The organism is Acinetobacter sp. Ac_3412 (genome assembly GCF_013072675.1).
Classification (GTDB): Bacteria; Pseudomonadota; Gammaproteobacteria; order Pseudomonadales; family Moraxellaceae; genus Acinetobacter; species Acinetobacter higginsii.
On sequence record NZ_LXUJ01000007.1, the window covers coordinates 507,580 to 522,367 of the forward strand.

General features: G+C 41.4%; 14 protein-coding genes. 9 read left to right on the forward strand and 5 right to left on the reverse strand.

All coding sequences use genetic code 11. The annotated features are described in order from the left end of the window. Positions 1-64 precede the first annotated feature (64 nt). The 4 genes from A7P54_RS05975 to A7P54_RS05990 are packed head-to-tail and all read left to right on the forward strand — an operon-like array spanning position 65 to position 4,966. Positions 65-886 carry a hypothetical protein gene (locus A7P54_RS05975; protein WP_171548973.1) on the forward strand — a complete coding sequence of 274 codons (822 nt, stop codon included), beginning with the start codon at positions 65-67 and terminating at the stop codon, positions 884-886. After that, positions 883-2,469: a GH3 auxin-responsive promoter family protein gene (locus tag A7P54_RS05980; RefSeq protein WP_171548974.1), complete on the forward strand. Its 1,587-nt coding sequence runs from the start codon at positions 883-885 to the stop codon at positions 2,467-2,469. The genes A7P54_RS05975 and A7P54_RS05980 overlap by 4 nt, the downstream gene beginning before the upstream one ends. Beyond that, positions 2,466-3,800, forward strand: a complete 1,335-nt coding sequence (locus A7P54_RS05985) for a TolC family protein (RefSeq protein ID WP_216077034.1) — start codon at positions 2,466-2,468, stop codon at positions 3,798-3,800. The genes A7P54_RS05980 and A7P54_RS05985 overlap by 4 nt, the downstream gene beginning before the upstream one ends. After that, positions 3,800-4,966 carry a hypothetical protein gene (locus A7P54_RS05990; protein ID WP_005203790.1) on the forward strand — a complete coding sequence of 389 codons (1,167 nt, stop codon included), beginning with the start codon at positions 3,800-3,802 and terminating at the stop codon, positions 4,964-4,966. Before A7P54_RS05985 ends, A7P54_RS05990 begins: the two co-directional genes overlap by 1 nt. Positions 4,967-5,038: 72 nt before the next feature. Here the strand turns inward: A7P54_RS05990 and A7P54_RS05995 are convergent, their stop codons facing one another. From A7P54_RS05995 to A7P54_RS06005, 3 genes are all read right to left on the reverse strand, one after another. Then, a complete protein-coding gene (locus A7P54_RS05995) occupies positions 5,039-5,509 on the reverse strand; it encodes an SRPBCC family protein (RefSeq protein ID WP_171548975.1) in 471 nt (156 codons plus the stop codon). Continuing rightward, positions 5,487-5,846: a metalloregulator ArsR/SmtB family transcription factor gene (locus tag A7P54_RS06000; RefSeq protein ID WP_004653570.1), complete on the reverse strand. Its 360-nt coding sequence runs from the start codon at positions 5,844-5,846 to the stop codon at positions 5,487-5,489. Before A7P54_RS06000 ends, A7P54_RS05995 begins: the two co-directional genes overlap by 23 nt. A gap of 86 nt (positions 5,847-5,932) precedes the next feature. Next, a complete protein-coding gene (locus A7P54_RS06005) occupies positions 5,933-6,832 on the reverse strand; it encodes a DMT family transporter (RefSeq protein WP_171548976.1) in 900 nt (299 codons plus the stop codon). An 89-nt stretch (positions 6,833-6,921) separates the two neighbouring features. On the opposite strand from A7P54_RS06005, the gene A7P54_RS06010 reads away from it, so the two are divergent. From A7P54_RS06010 to A7P54_RS06030, 5 genes are all read left to right on the forward strand, one after another. Continuing rightward, positions 6,922-7,794 (forward strand): LysR family transcriptional regulator, encoded by an 873-nt coding sequence (locus tag A7P54_RS06010; protein WP_032859019.1) that lies wholly within the window; start codon positions 6,922-6,924, stop codon positions 7,792-7,794. Positions 7,795-8,041: 247 nt separating this feature from the next. Further along, positions 8,042-10,246 carry an OsmC domain/YcaO domain-containing protein gene (locus A7P54_RS06015; protein WP_171548977.1) on the forward strand — a complete coding sequence of 735 codons (2,205 nt, stop codon included), beginning with the start codon at positions 8,042-8,044 and terminating at the stop codon, positions 10,244-10,246. A 279-nt stretch (positions 10,247-10,525) separates the two neighbouring features. After that, on the forward strand, positions 10,526-10,837 hold the full coding sequence (locus A7P54_RS06020) for a DUF305 domain-containing protein (protein WP_171548978.1): 312 nt from the start codon (positions 10,526-10,528) through the stop codon (positions 10,835-10,837). A 107-nt stretch (positions 10,838-10,944) separates the two neighbouring features. Next, complete coding sequence (gene fdx / locus A7P54_RS06025; protein WP_171548979.1) at positions 10,945-11,286, forward strand: ISC system 2Fe-2S type ferredoxin; 342 nt, start codon at positions 10,945-10,947, stop codon at positions 11,284-11,286. Positions 11,287-11,391: 105 nt separating this feature from the next. After that, positions 11,392-11,580: a heavy-metal-associated domain-containing protein gene (locus A7P54_RS06030; RefSeq protein WP_004653564.1), complete on the forward strand. Its 189-nt coding sequence runs from the start codon at positions 11,392-11,394 to the stop codon at positions 11,578-11,580. A gap of 100 nt (positions 11,581-11,680) precedes the next feature. Here A7P54_RS06030 and cueR read toward each other — a convergent pair whose 3' ends face one another. Further along, positions 11,681-12,139: a Cu(I)-responsive transcriptional regulator gene (gene cueR / locus A7P54_RS06035; protein WP_171548980.1), complete on the reverse strand. Its 459-nt coding sequence runs from the start codon at positions 12,137-12,139 to the stop codon at positions 11,681-11,683. 11 nt (positions 12,140-12,150) lie between these two features. Further along, positions 12,151-14,637 (reverse strand): heavy metal translocating P-type ATPase, encoded by a 2,487-nt coding sequence (locus tag A7P54_RS06040; protein WP_171548981.1) that lies wholly within the window; start codon positions 14,635-14,637, stop codon positions 12,151-12,153. Positions 14,638-14,788: the final 151 nt, after the last annotated feature.

Sequence of the window (14,788 nt, forward strand, 5' to 3'; positions counted from 1 at the left end):
TGAGTTTTTATATTTCTTTATGAGATAGGGGAACGTGCATATCCAAATTTAGAGGTTGAAGCAGATGATTAATACAACATATAAACTGATTTCAAGATTCAATAATAAAGAATCTACCTATGGTCAATATGTCGAGAAAGAACAAATCGATATTGATCGGCTAAAAGTCATGTATTCGATTTACGAGCAATATTATGAAAATACCAAGTTTTCCATCTTTGCGGATGATTTCAAAAAGAAAAGTGGTGCCATCTTAATCTTTAACTCGGAAACCGATGAAATCGTTGGTTTTTCTACTGTGGTTGTTCAGCATTTTTATCTGAATGGTAAGGACTACACGGTTCTATTTAGTGGTGACACCGTTATCCTTAGAGCATATTGGGGCACACGTACGTTGCAAAGTACCATGCTCAAACTCATGATTAAATTACGTGTCAAATATCCCTTTAACGAGCTGTATTGGTTATTGATTTCCAAAGGCTACAAAACCTATCTACTGCTTGCCAATAACTATTATGTGTATTACCCAAATATCAATGATGAGAACCAGCACCTTTCCAGTGTGATTGAACATTATTGTGAAAACTTTTTTGGTGAATATTATGACAAAGAAGCGGGATTATTGAATTTCGGCGATGACTATCAACCACTCAAAGGCGAAGTAGCGCCGATTACTGAGGAAATGAGAACAAAAAATCCCAATATTCATTTCTTTGAGCAGAAGAATCCGACATGGACGGTGGGAACTGAGTTGCCTTGTATTGGCCGCTTGGGGTGGAAAGATATTGCACGTTTTCCAGTTAAGTTAATGACTAAGCCTGCCAGCAAAGGCCGATGTGAAGCTTTGTTAAAAAGTCCTGCTATTCGCCGGGGAGTTTTACAATGAAGCATACAGAGTGGTTAACCTTAGGTTCACATCTAATTTTAAAACAATGGTGTGATGTGTCTGACCGAGATTTTAAAAAGCAGTTTAATTGTCTAGAAGAAACTCAACGTCAAATCCTGAGTTCAATTTTGCAAAGCTCTCATTTTGCAAAAGAACAAAGGGTTCATGATTATGCACAATTCGTGAATGCGTTTCCTGCTTCACGTTATGCTGCATGGCGTGAGAATATTCAGCGTTATCGAGACCAAGAATTACAACTATCAAGCAGTAAACTGGTTCGTTTCCAGCCAACTAGTGGTTCAAGTGAGCAAATCAAATTTATCCCTTATACCAAACTGTTTTTAGATGAACTTGATCACGCAATTGCACCATGGATGGCGAGCCTCTATCGCAAATGTCCACAGTTACGTTCAGGCACTCATTATTGGTCTGTTTCATGGTTGCCAGAAAGCCAACGTGAAGTGCTAAAAGATAAAAATCTGAATGATGACAGTGCATTACTGGGTATAGGTAAGCGCATTTTATCTAAATTTACCCAAGCCGTGCCAAGCAATGTCGCCTTTGCAGCCAATGCCGATGATGCTTTGTTTGCCACCATTTGTTATCTGGTTGCCAACCGTAATCTGGCCATGATCTCGGTGTGGAGTCCGACCTTTGCCTTGCAGCTCCTAGATCGTTTAGAGGCCATGCAGCAAGAGGTGATTGAAGTTTTAGAAACGGGTCGATGGGGAGCACGTCAAGCTTCATTAAAAGAAGTCAAAGCGCCATTCAGCCCAGAAAGTGCAAAGTGTTTGATCGACAGTTCAAATGGTGAACACATTGATTTTAAAAAGTTATGGCCAATACTGAGTTTAGTATCGAGTTGGAATACCGCAGGTTCCAAAGCTTGGGCGGAAAAACTAAAGCAACGCCTTCCATCTGTACAATTTGAAGGTAAAGGCTTATGGGCCACCGAAGGTGTAGTCACCATTCCTTATAACGATCATTATCCACTGGCATATCAAAGTCATTTCTATGAATTTGAATATTTGGAGGGTGAGAAAACGGGACAAATCATTCCATCTTGGGAGCTGAAGATTGGGGATGTGGTCAGTCCAATTATCACTTCAGGCAATGGTTTATTACGTTATTGCCTTGATGACTGCTTACGGGTGACCAGTTTTCTTGAACAAGTACCGTGTTTTGAGTTTCAAGGTCGCCGTTTTGGTGTGGATTTAGTGGGAGAGAAGCTTGCCCCAGAAACGGCACAACAGTTGCTTTCACAACTAAATGAAACCGACTCTAAAGCAATCTCGTTGTTGGCGATTGATACAGAACAACAGGTCAAACCATTTTACTGCGTTCTGTTTGAGGGTGAGATTCATGACAGTATTGATGATGATTATATTGATCAGATTTTGCGTCAAAACTTTCATTATGAGCTGGCACGTAATCTCGGCCAGTTAGATCAGCCTCAGATTCGTCAAGCCAATAATGGTTGGAACGCCTACAAAAAGTTGGTCATGTTTGATGGCATCATCGAGGGCAATATTAAGCCTGAACCACTTAAGAAAGTTACCTTGAATAGTTTGGAACAACTATGAAGAAAGGGATGACGAAATTTAACCATCGATTCTTTAAGTCCTCCCAATACGCGTTCTGTATGGGATTTTTGTTGGCATCCAGTATGGTGGATGCCATGACTTTAGACGAAGCTTTGTCCGCCAGTTTAAGGCATGAAAGCCAATTGGAGGTGAGTCGTTTAAGTGTCAATCAATCCACAGCAATGCTTGAACAGGCCAAACAACGTGATGGACTCAAAGTGAATTTGGTTGGACAACTTGATTATGAGCGGGTTGAAACGCCGACTAACGTCATGTTTCCAACTGAAGGAAACCGAAAAGGTCGTAGTTTGCAATTACAAATGGATTACCCTATCTACACATCAGGACGACATCGCTTGGGAATTGATGTTGCTAAAAATCAACTTTCTGCGCAGTCGCAAGGACTTTCGGATCAACGATCTGAAACGATTTTGAATACAGTCATGGTCTATACCGATGTATTGAAAAAGAAAGCGATTCTGGATCTGAGAAAAAAAACCATGTCTAACTTACAGCGTTCGTTGTATGAGTCACAGCGACGTTTTGATGTGGGCATGATTACCCGTGCAGACTTGGCACAAGTGCTGGCTCAGGTGGCACAAGGTCAGGCCGATATTACGCAGGCCCAATCCAATCTCACGGTGAGTGAAGCACAGTTTTCACAAATTACGGGTCTAAGTGCAGATAATCTAAGCCCGGTTAAGCGTCTCCCTGAAATTTCTAACAGTCTGGATGAGATTTTGGCGCAAACCAAAAGTCATCCAGCTTTATTACGGGCCAAATATGAAAAGCAGGCAGCTGAAAAGCAATATGCCCTAACCAAGCGAGAACTATGGCCGACGGTTATGCTCACCAGTCGTGCGGGTGCGCAGCACGAAGCCAGTTATATTGGTTCCGAAAGTAATAATTACATGGTCGGAGTGCAGCTTAATGTGCCACTTTATGACGATGGCTTGAATCGCGCCAATACGCGTAAAGCACAAGCGGATGTTGATCTGGCCAACCAAAAAATTCGTAGTCTTGAACTGGATTTGAATCAACGTACACGGACCACCTATGCGCAGTTGCAGACCATCCGTCAGAACAAAGACGCACTACAAAATGCCATTGATGCCGCTTCAATTGCCTTTGTTTATACCCGTAAAGAATTTGAATTGGGCACCAAAACCACTTTTGATTTATTAAATACTGAACAAAAGTTATTGGATGTTCAAACTCAGAAAACGGTCAACGAGCAGGATGAAATTGTTTTTGTGTATCAGCTCTTAGACCAAATGGGACATCTCAATGATTTGGTGTCTACACAAAATACACAACAGGTGAATAATTAATGAAAACAAATCCACCAAATACTCAAAATAATTCGTTGCTTACCCGTGAAGCAACCTTGGCTGATGATCAAGCCTTACGTGAGCTGATTGCGGTGCCGATGACCACCAAAGGGGTGCAAATCAGTTTTCAGCGTGAACCCAGTTATTTTAAGGCTTCGGATATTCTGTATCGACATAAGCTGCATGTGGTGATTGAAGATACGCAAAGTCAGAAAAATGTCGCCTGTTATAGCAATGGTCATCGTCCATGCTATGTCGATAAAACAGTACAAAATGTACGCTATGCCAGTGATTTGCGTGTTGATCCAAACTATCGTGGTAAATCATTGGTCAAGGCTTTGGGTGTACATGTCAAACAAACCATGCATCAACCTGATTTTAGCCAGATGATCATCTTTAATGATAATTATGCTGCACGAGCGGCAATACAAACTGGAAAAACAGGAATTCCTGATTATTATGATGAAGGACTGATAGAAACACTAACGCTGACCCATCTTGGGACAAAGGCAAAAATTAAAGCCTTCTTAGATCAGAAGGCTCAAGCTGATACAGCGAACTGTGAAATTCAGTCACGTGCAGCGCAGCCAGAAGATATTACTGCTATGAATCGATTTATTGCAGAGATGTCGCAGCATTATAATTTTATCCCAGCATATAATTTTGAAGAATTACACGCAGGGCATCAGTATTTTACTGGCTTGAAGCTTTCGGATTTTCAGCTGTATTTTCAAGATGAGAAACTCGTCGGAATGTTTGGGTTATGGGATCAACATGGCCTTAAACAAACCAAAATCTTGCATTACAGTTCAGCGATTGGTGTACTACGTCCGATCTATAATTTACTGACCAAAGTCACTAAAGGCATGCCATTACCTAAACTTGGTGATTCCTTAAAATATCATGTGTTACACAGTTTATTGTGCCATCCACAGCAGTTAGCACTGCATCATTTAATGCTTGGAGATGCGCAAAAACTCTCTAAGCAACGCGGTGTAGGAATTGTCAGCTTTACCTTATCGCATCAAGATCCTCGTTTTCAGCTGAATCAGTTTTATAAAGGTGAACGATTAACAGGCATGCATGGCTTTATTAGTTTTCTGGGTGATCCACGTCCAAACTTTGATAAGAATTTGATCCCGTATTTAGAAGTTGGGCGAATTTGATTGGAGCAATAAAAAAACGCCTCAAAGTGCGTAAATGATTGGGCTTTGAGGCGTTTTTTATCTGTAAATAGATTAGGCTTTTAGTCCTTGAGCATACTCAACCAATTGATCAATCACTGTTCCCCAACCTTCAAAGAAGCCCATGTCTTCGTGTTGCTGGCGAGTTTCAGCAGTACGGTGTCTGGCAATTGCAGTATATTTGGTTGCTCCGTTACCTGCATCTTCAAGCAACAGAATCGCAGTCATAAATGGATTCTCAGCAGGTTTCCAGTCCTCAGTATAAGTATCGGTAAAGACCAGTTTTTTGCCATCAATCACTTCTAGGTAAACACCTTCATTCTTGATTTCATTGCCATCCACATCAAAGATGGTGTTGAATTTCCCACCCACTCGTAAATCAATTTCACAGGCTTTAATCGAGTGCGGGCGAGGAATAAAGAAGTGTTGGATGTGTTCAGGTGTGATCCAGCATTCCCAGACCAGTTCACGCGGCACATCAATCACTCTTTCTAGTTTTAAATCAGTTTTTGGATCCAGTTTCATTTTCTCTTTTCCTTTTTAATTCGAGTGCATAACGATCAAATTGATTAAGTCGTTGTTCCCAGATTGCCCGTTGCTCACTTAACCAATTTTGCATGGGGGTGAATGCATCGGGTGTCAGAGCACAAGTTCTGATTCGTCCATTTTTTTCTGAATGAATAAGTCCTGCTTCTTCTAATTTATTTAAATGTTTTAGAAAAGATGGCAGGGCCATGTCATGTTGTTCAGCCAGTTCAGTGATCGATGCTGTCCCAAAAGACAGTCGCGTTAAGATATCTCTGCGCGTTGGATCACTGAGAGCACTGAATAACAAATCGAGTTTAGAATCATACTTAGCCATAAAGCTAAGTATTGCACAAAAAATATTCATCTTGCAATAAAAAACTTAGCTTTTTAGCTAAGTTTTTTATTGCTGTTTGTATAGCTCTATTCTTCCTGTTTGTTGGTTAAAATAACACCAATAAAGCTTAGGCTGCCACCCACCAGCATTGACCAGGTGATGGGTTCATTCAGAATAAGAAATGCCAGTAAGACTGCAAATACAGGTACTAAATTATTAAATACGATGGTTCGAGATGCACCAATGCTGTGAATCGCCTCGGCATACCAGACAAAAGTTAGTACAGTACCAAAGGCACCTAGAAATACAATTGATAACCCGCTACGAAGAGAAATATGCGGCAGAGAAAACTGCATAAATTCAGGCATAAGACTGATGAATAGAAATAATGTTCCCCAAAGTACTGAATACGTGGTCATGGTTAAAGCGGGTGCACGGGTCTGCTTAAAGCAGATTGTGTAAATGACCCAACTGAAGACCGCGCCACACATCATCATTTCACCCGCGCCAAAAGATTGAGTGAATGCAGCAAAAAATTCACCTTTACTCACGACGATGAGTGTGCCGATTAAAGCGAGACATACACCTAAATAATTTATTCTCCGAAGCCTTTCCTGAAAGAAAATCCGCATTGCCAAGATGGTTAAAATAGGGGATAAACTCACAAACAGTGCAGTTCTGCCTGCTTCAATTCTGGATAGAGCAGCAAAGAAAAATAAATTATAAGCAAGTACACCGGTCAATCCCATCAAGATGGCATAGACATGTTGTTGTGCAGAAAGATTTGGAAAACTTCCTGTGCTTTTCAATAAGATTAAGACCAGTAAGACTGCAGCAAAACCAAAGCGTAATAATGCAGATAAGTTCGGAGAGAGTTCCGCAGCAACAATTCGTCCTGCGATGAAGGTACCACCCCACATCATGGCAACACAGATCAGCTTAAAATAAACAGTGGAGCTCGAAAGAGAAATGGCTAAATGACGCATGCAATTTTTAATCAATATAGAATTGAATCAAATCCTAAAACTAATTTATTTTTATAGTAAAATGAGCTTTTACTCATGAATGAATCATGATGACCCTGACCCAACTCGAAATATTTTCAAAACTCGCGGAACTAAAAAATTTTACACATACTGCACAACTACTGAATATTTCACAGTCAGCGATTTCGCATGCACTTAAATCGTTGGAAAAGAAATGGGAAACCCAACTGTTTTATCGAAATAACAATGAAGTAGAACTGACAGCTGCAGGACAACGCTTACTGCCTTATGTAAATGAAATCTTGAATGTTTCTAACATTATTCACCAAGAAGTAATGGATCTAAAGGGTCTAAAAGCGGGAACTTTAAGGATTGGGTCCTTTGGCGCATCATCTTCCAATGTGCTGATTCCAATGATTTTAAAACAATTTACGCAGCAATATCCTGATGTTGAGGTGTTGATGCTAGAAGGAACTGATAAAGAAGTATTGCAATGGATAGATGAACGCAAAGTCGATCTTGGCTTTGTGGTGTTGCCTGAAACCCACTTTGATAACTTTGCTTTGTTGGAGGATATCTTTGTTGCTTTATTGCCTAAGGATTTAGAGATTGCACAAAAGCCAGCAGTGCAATTGCAAGAGCTGATTGATCATCCTTTTATTCTGACCAGTGCGGGCAGTCAAAACCATGTCATGGAACTTTTTAAGGCTGCACAACTTACGCCGCAGATTAAGTATAACTTGTCGCAAATCCTGTCGATTTTAAATATGGTCAATCATGGTGCAGGGGTTTCAATTGTGGCGGATTTAGCCCTAGACAAAAATATTCTTCAGCTATATCCCAATGTGGTAAAACGGCCATTATCTCCCAATACCAAACGTTCAATAGGACTCGCGGTCAAAAACAAGCAACAGATGACACCGATTGCAAAAGCCTTTGTTGAGATTGCCATGCAGCTCTAAGTTTGGGTCAATATGGTAAAACCTGCTTAATTGTTCATAAAAAGGCTAGAAAAACAGACAAAAGTTATCAATTACACAAAATACTTCTATAATAGCGCCCATCAATACTAAGGTCAGTGTTTAGATAGAGTCATAAGACGACCTTAGCAACAGTTTTTTAAGTCCATTTGTGATCCACGATTCGACTTATAGATTAATATTTTCAATCTTATGTACTTGCAACACATAAGAATATTTAGGTGCTCGCATGGAAATCAAGGTTAATTATCTCGACAATCTTCGCCAAGAAGCGAAGTTTGATGACTTTACGGTAATCGCCGATCAGCCGATTCGTTATAAAGGCGATGGCTCTGCACCCGGTCCATTTGATTATTTCCTTGCTTCATCTGCGTTATGTGCAGCTTACTTTGTCAAAGTGTATTGTGCTGCGCGTGATATTCCAACCGACAACATTCGTTTATCACAGAACAATATTGTCGATCCTGAAAATCGCTACAAACAGATTTTTAAAATTCAGGTTGAATTACCAGCTGATATTTCTGAAAAAGACCGTCAAGGCATCTTGCGTTCAATCGATCGCTGTACGGTTAAGAAAGTGATTCAAACTGGTCCAGAGTTTATCATTGAAGAGGTTGAAAGCATTGATGCAGATGCACAAGCCTTATTGATGCCAAGCCTTGCCTCTGAAAGCAGCACCTATATTGCAGGTAAAGACCTGCCATTAGAAGAGACCATTGCCAATATGTCAGGGATTCTGGCAGGCCTAGGCATGAAGATTGAAATCGCATCTTGGCGCAATATCGTACCGAATGTCTGGTCCTTGCATATCCGAGATGCACAATCACCAATGTGCTTTACCAATGGTAAAGGCTCAACCAAAGAAAGTGCTTTAGCTTCGGCTTTAGGTGAGTTCATTGAACGTTTAAACTGTAACTTCTTCTATAACGATCAGTTCTGGGGTGAGGACATTGCCAATGCAGAATTTGTGCATTATCCAGATGAGAAGTGGTTTAAACCGGGTCCAAATGGCGAATTACCAAAAGAAATTTTGGATGAATATTGTCTCGAAATTTATAACCCAGATGATGAGTTACTGGGTATACATTTATACGATACCAACTCAGGGAATACAGCACGTGGTATTTGCTCATTGCCATTTGTACGCCAATCTGATGATGAAATTGTCTATTTCCCATCAAACCTGATTGAGAACTTATATCTCAGTAACGGTATGAGTGCGGGCAATACCTTGGCAGAAGCTCAGGTTCAATGCTTATCTGAAATTTTTGAACGTGCGGTTAAACGTGAAATTCTGGAAGGTGAAATTGCTTTACCAGACGTACCGCAAGAAGTATTGGCTAAATACCCAAGTATTGTGGCAGGTATTCAAGGCTTGGAAGAGCAAGGTTTCCCAGTCCTTGTAAAAGATGCATCATTAGGCGGTCAATTTCCTGTGATGTGTGTGACTTTAATGAACCCACGTACAGGCGGTGTATTTGCCTCATTTGGTGCGCACCCAAGCTTGGAAGTGGCATTAGAGCGTAGTTTGACTGAATTATTGCAAGGTCGTAGTTTCGAAGGCTTAAACGATTTACCGCAACCGACATTCCAAAGCAATGCAGTCACTGAACCAAACAACTTTGTTGAACACTTTATTGATTCAAGCGGCTTGGTCTCTTGGCGTTTCTTTAGTGCCAAATCAGATTATGACTTTGTCGAGTGGGACTTCACCAATGAGGGTGAAAATTCAAATGCTGAAGAAGCAGCAGAATTATTCGGCATCCTTGAAGAAATGGGCAAAGAAGTATACATGGCGGTGTATGAGCACTTAGGTGCAACTGCATGTCGTATCTTGGTGCCTGATTATTCTGAAATTTATTTGGTTGAAGACCTGATTTGGGACAATACCAATAGAGCCATCTTATTCCGTGAAGACATTCTCAATCTACATCGTTTAGATGACGAACAATTGGAAGCCTTGGTTGAGCGTTTAGAAGAATGCGAACTGGATGATTACACCGAAATCACCACCTTGATCGGGATTGAGTTCGATGACAATACGGTTTGGGGACAATTAACCCTGCTTGAATTGAAACTGTTGATCTATCTTGCTTTAGAGCAGTTTGAAGAAGCGAAAGAGTTGGTTGAGACTTTCTTGCAATACAATACCAACACGGTAGAACGTGGTTTGTTCTATCAATGCATGAATGTGGTGTTAGAAGTCTTACTCGATGATGAAATGGAGCTTGAAGACTACGAAACCAATTTCCGCCGTATGTTTGGCAATGAACGTATGGATGCTGTAGTTGGTTCTGTTGAAGGCACAGTCCGTTTCTATGGTCTTACACCAACCAATATGAAACTGGAAGGGCTTGATCGTCATTTACGTTTAATTGACAGCTATAAAAAATTGCATAAAGCACGTGCTAAGGCAGTTGGCTTAAATGGCTAAAACACAATAAATATTGTTTTAAAAAGTGCATGTTGATCATGCACTTTTTTTATTTAGAACCCATAAAATTTTGTTTTTGAGTCACTCAAAATTTTAATCAATTGATGGCTTGACCTTGCAATTATTGGAAGGACTACAGTGTCTTTCATAAAGGTCACTGTGCCACATAAGATAGAAACGCTGATCTATTGACGGTGTTACTGCCTTTATTTTCATCCATATAGCATGTCAATCACATTTGAAATGAATGTGGTGCTGCTGAATAGAAAGGAAACAATAATGAGTGAACAACAATCGGCAATAACACCTAACCCAAATGATTCAAGTGATATTTATAGTCTCTCTACGCGTGCTTATATGGAACTAAGGAGCCGTATGCAGGTTGATATGCAAATCAATTACACAGGCAATGCTGATATCGACTTTATGCGTGGAATGATTCCACATCATCAAGTGATCGTAGATATGGCCAAGCTTGCCTTGAAGTATTGCTATGATCCAGAAGTTCGCATGTTGGCAAAAAATATTATTTTGGCTCAGGATATTGAAATTAAAGTAATCAATGCTTGGTTACAACGGCATCTATTATAAAGCCTTCGATCTTATTCTTGATTTGATGGTTCCATCCATAATGGGCTGAATCAAAACAGCCTTTTATGGATTACAGCTTTTTCTAATTAGATAGAAAGGTAGTGATTATGCCGAAGATAACCGTGCTTCCACATGAAAAAATCTGTTCAGAGGGCAGCATTCTAGACATTAAAACGGGTGCAAACCTGTGTAGAACTTTACTCGATCATGGCATTGAAATTGAACATGCCTGTGACCTTTCAGGAGCTTGTACTACCTGTCATGTCATTATTCGAAAAGGCTTTGAAAGTTTGCAGGAAATGGATGATGTTGAAGCAGACCTGCTTGATCGCGCTTGGGGGTTAAGTCCAGAGTCTCGACTGTCTTGTCAGGTGGATATTCATGATCAGCCTTTGGAAATAGAAATCCCCAAATACACGATCAATTATGTTTCCGAAAAGAAGGAATGATCACATAAAATATTGTTGATTTTAATGTGTAAAAGACTTGACCTTACCATTATGGCAACCTTTATAGTGTGTTTATCTTCTTAAATAACTGAATGGAGTTTTACGATGGAATTTCATGTCGAAAATATGACCTGTGGTGGTTGTGCACGTGGCGTAACCCGTGCGATTCAAGCGGTAGATGCCAATGCAAAAGTGATTACTGATCCACCTAACCGCAGTGTTAAAGTTGAAACCACAGCCTCACAGCAACAAGTAGTCGAGGCTTTATCAGAAGCAGGTTTTCCACCACGTTAATCTGTTCATAAATGAAAAGCGGCTTAAATAGCCGCTTTTTTTGTATCAATGGAATGGATAAAAAATAAAAGGCGATCATAAGATCGTCTTTTATGCTGTTTTACTTGCGTCCAGTGAGTGGGGACAGCGAGAGCAAATCATTATGATGATGGATGTCTTTCATTTCATGACTTGGCTCTTTTAAGCCTTCCAGAATCGGACAGTCGGGGCGATTGTCACCGGCACAGCAATCAACTAGGTTTTGGAGTGTTTGCGCCATTTGCTGTAGGTCTTGGATGCGTTGTTCCAGCTTATGGATATGTGCCTGAGCCAATTGTTTGACATCGGCACTTTGTCGATTGCGATTATTCCATAAATCCAGTAAATCGGTGATTTCTAGGACGGAGAAACCCAACTCACGACTACGTTTGATAAATTTCAAACGTTCCACATCATTATCTGAATAAGAGCGGTAACCTGCATTACTGCGTCCTGCCGCAGGAATTAAACCAATTTGCTCGTAATAACGAATCATTTTGGCAGTCACACCTGAAGCTTGAGAAACTTTACCTATATTCATAAGATCCTCCATTAGCCTTTATGCACAGACGGCGGTTGGAAACGACGTAAACGTAGAGCATTACCAAGCACAAACACACTTGAAAGTGCCATCGCACCTGCAGCAAAAATCGGTGACATCAAGATGCCATAAGCAGGGTATAACACACCCGCAGCCACTGGAATCAATAGAGTGTTGTAGGCAAAGGCCCAGAATAAGTTTTGGTGAATATTGCCAATGGTTGCTTTGGATAAGGCAATTGCATTTGCAACGCCTTGTAAGTTCCCAGACATCAACACCACATCCGCAGATTCAATTGCCACATCAGTCCCTGTGCCAATTGCAAGGCCGACATCTGCTTGAGCCAATGCTGGTGCATCATTGATCCCATCACCCACAAAAGCAATATTGCCATATTTTGCTTTCAGCTCTTGCACGGCATTGACTTTACCTTCAGGTAGCACTTCTGCAATCACTTCATCAATCCCAAGTTGTTTGGCAATGGCATGTGCGGTACGGGCATTGTCACCGGTAATCATTGCCACTTTTAAACCCAGTTGATGTAAGGCTTGAATGGCAGCAGGTGTCGTATTTTTGATTGGATCAGCAACCGCAATAATCCCTGCCAAAGCACCATCAATTGCCACATAAAGTGGAGATTTTCCTTCATCGCCCAAACGCTGTGCTGTATGGGAAAATGGAGTGATATCCAGACCAAGTTGAATCATATAGCGATCTGCACCGATATAGATATTCTGGTGTTCATTTACAGTGGCATTGACACCCATGCCTGTGACTGAATCAAATTGATCAACTTTAGGCAGGGTCAGACCTTGATTTTTTGCGGCATCGACAATCGCTTTGGCAATTGGATGTTCAGAAAGCGACTCCACTGCGGCAACGAGGCTGAGTACATCATTAGGTTCAAAGGTGGATGTCACCTCAAAATCAGTCAGTACTGGATGACCTTCGGTCAAGGTCCCGGTTTTATCAACGGCAACCACTTGAGCATCTTTTAACAGCTGTAGTGCTTCACCTTTGCGGAACAGGACACCAAGTTCTGCACCACGCCCAGTACCAACCATAATCGAGGTGGGGGTTGCTAGGCCCATGGCACATGGACAGGCAATAATCAGTACCGCAACTGCATTGACCAATGCAAAAGTTAAAGCAGGTGATGGACCGAAAACTAACCATACGAGGAAAGTGAGCAGTGCTGCAAGCATGACCGCAGGCACAAACCATAGAGTCACTTTATCAACCACCGCTTGAATCGGCATTTTAGAGCCTTGCGCCTGCTCGACCAGACGGATGATCTGCGCCAGCATAGTGTCACCACCCACAGCGACGGCTTTAAAGCTCAACGTACCATTCTGGTTAATGGTTCCACCCACCACTTGGCTACCAATATTTTTCTCAACAGGAATCGGTTCACCCGTGATCATCGATTCATCGACAAAGCTTTGTCCTTCAAGGACTTCACCATCGACAGGGATTCTTTCACCTGGTTTTACAATGACAAAATCACCTGCAAGCACTTGGTCGATAGGAATATCAACGACATGGTTGTCTCGTGAAACATGTGCAACTTTTGCCTGTAAACTGACTAAGCGTTGAATGGCTTCAGAGGTACGGCCTTTGGCTTTCGCCTCAAGAAAACGACCAAGTAAAATCAAGGCCACAATCACAGCGGCTGCTTCGTAATAAACGTTCACTGTGCCAGCAGGCAGTAGCTTTGGTGCAAAGGTTGCAACCAGTGAAAATAGATAAGCCGCCAGTGTACCCACTGCAACCAAAGAGTTCATGTCGGGTGCTAAACGGAATAAAGCGGGAAGACCTTTGAGATAAAAACGACGACCCGGGATAATCAGCACTAGGGTGGTTAAAACAAATTGTAAGTACCAGCTATTTTGCATGCCAATGCTTTGTTCAATCAGATGATGCACGCCCGGAATCAAGTGTGAACCCATTTCCAAGATAAACACAGGTAAGGCTAGAATGGTTGCAATAATCAGGTCACGTTTGAGTTCAGCACGTTCATGATCTTTTTTCTCAAGTTGTTCACTTTGGTCTGGAATGGATGCCTGAATCTCTTTGGCATCGTAACCTGCCTTATCAATCGCTGCGATTAAGCTTTCGGCCTTAGCCGTACCCGTTACCGTGGCACGTTCAGTTGCCAAATTGACGTTGGCCGTTTTTACACCGTTAACCGCATTCAATGCTTTTTCAACACGACTAACACATGAAGCGCAGGTCATGCCTTCAATCGACAATTCGACCTTGCTGGCAGGGACGTCATAGCCTGTTTGTTCTATGGCTTGAATCAGCACTTGTTGGTCTACGGGCTTAGCAAGCGTGATATCTGCACGTTCTGTGGCTAGATTCACTGATGCAGACTGAACGCCGTCAACTTTTTTGAGTGCTGCTTCAACGCGTCCAACACAACTGGCGCAAGTCATGCCTTCGACCTGAAGGCTGACATTCATATTATTAGACGATGTTTTTGTTTGCGTTTCCATAAGTTATACCTATAGAGATAATCCGATTGCTTTCAGCATAGACCTTAACATTATGGGAAGGTCAAGCGGATTTATCAAATTTTAGGATTTTATGCAAACGGAGTTGGGGCAGGCTCATGGATTGTCCTTTATTTCATTCAAGGACAATCCA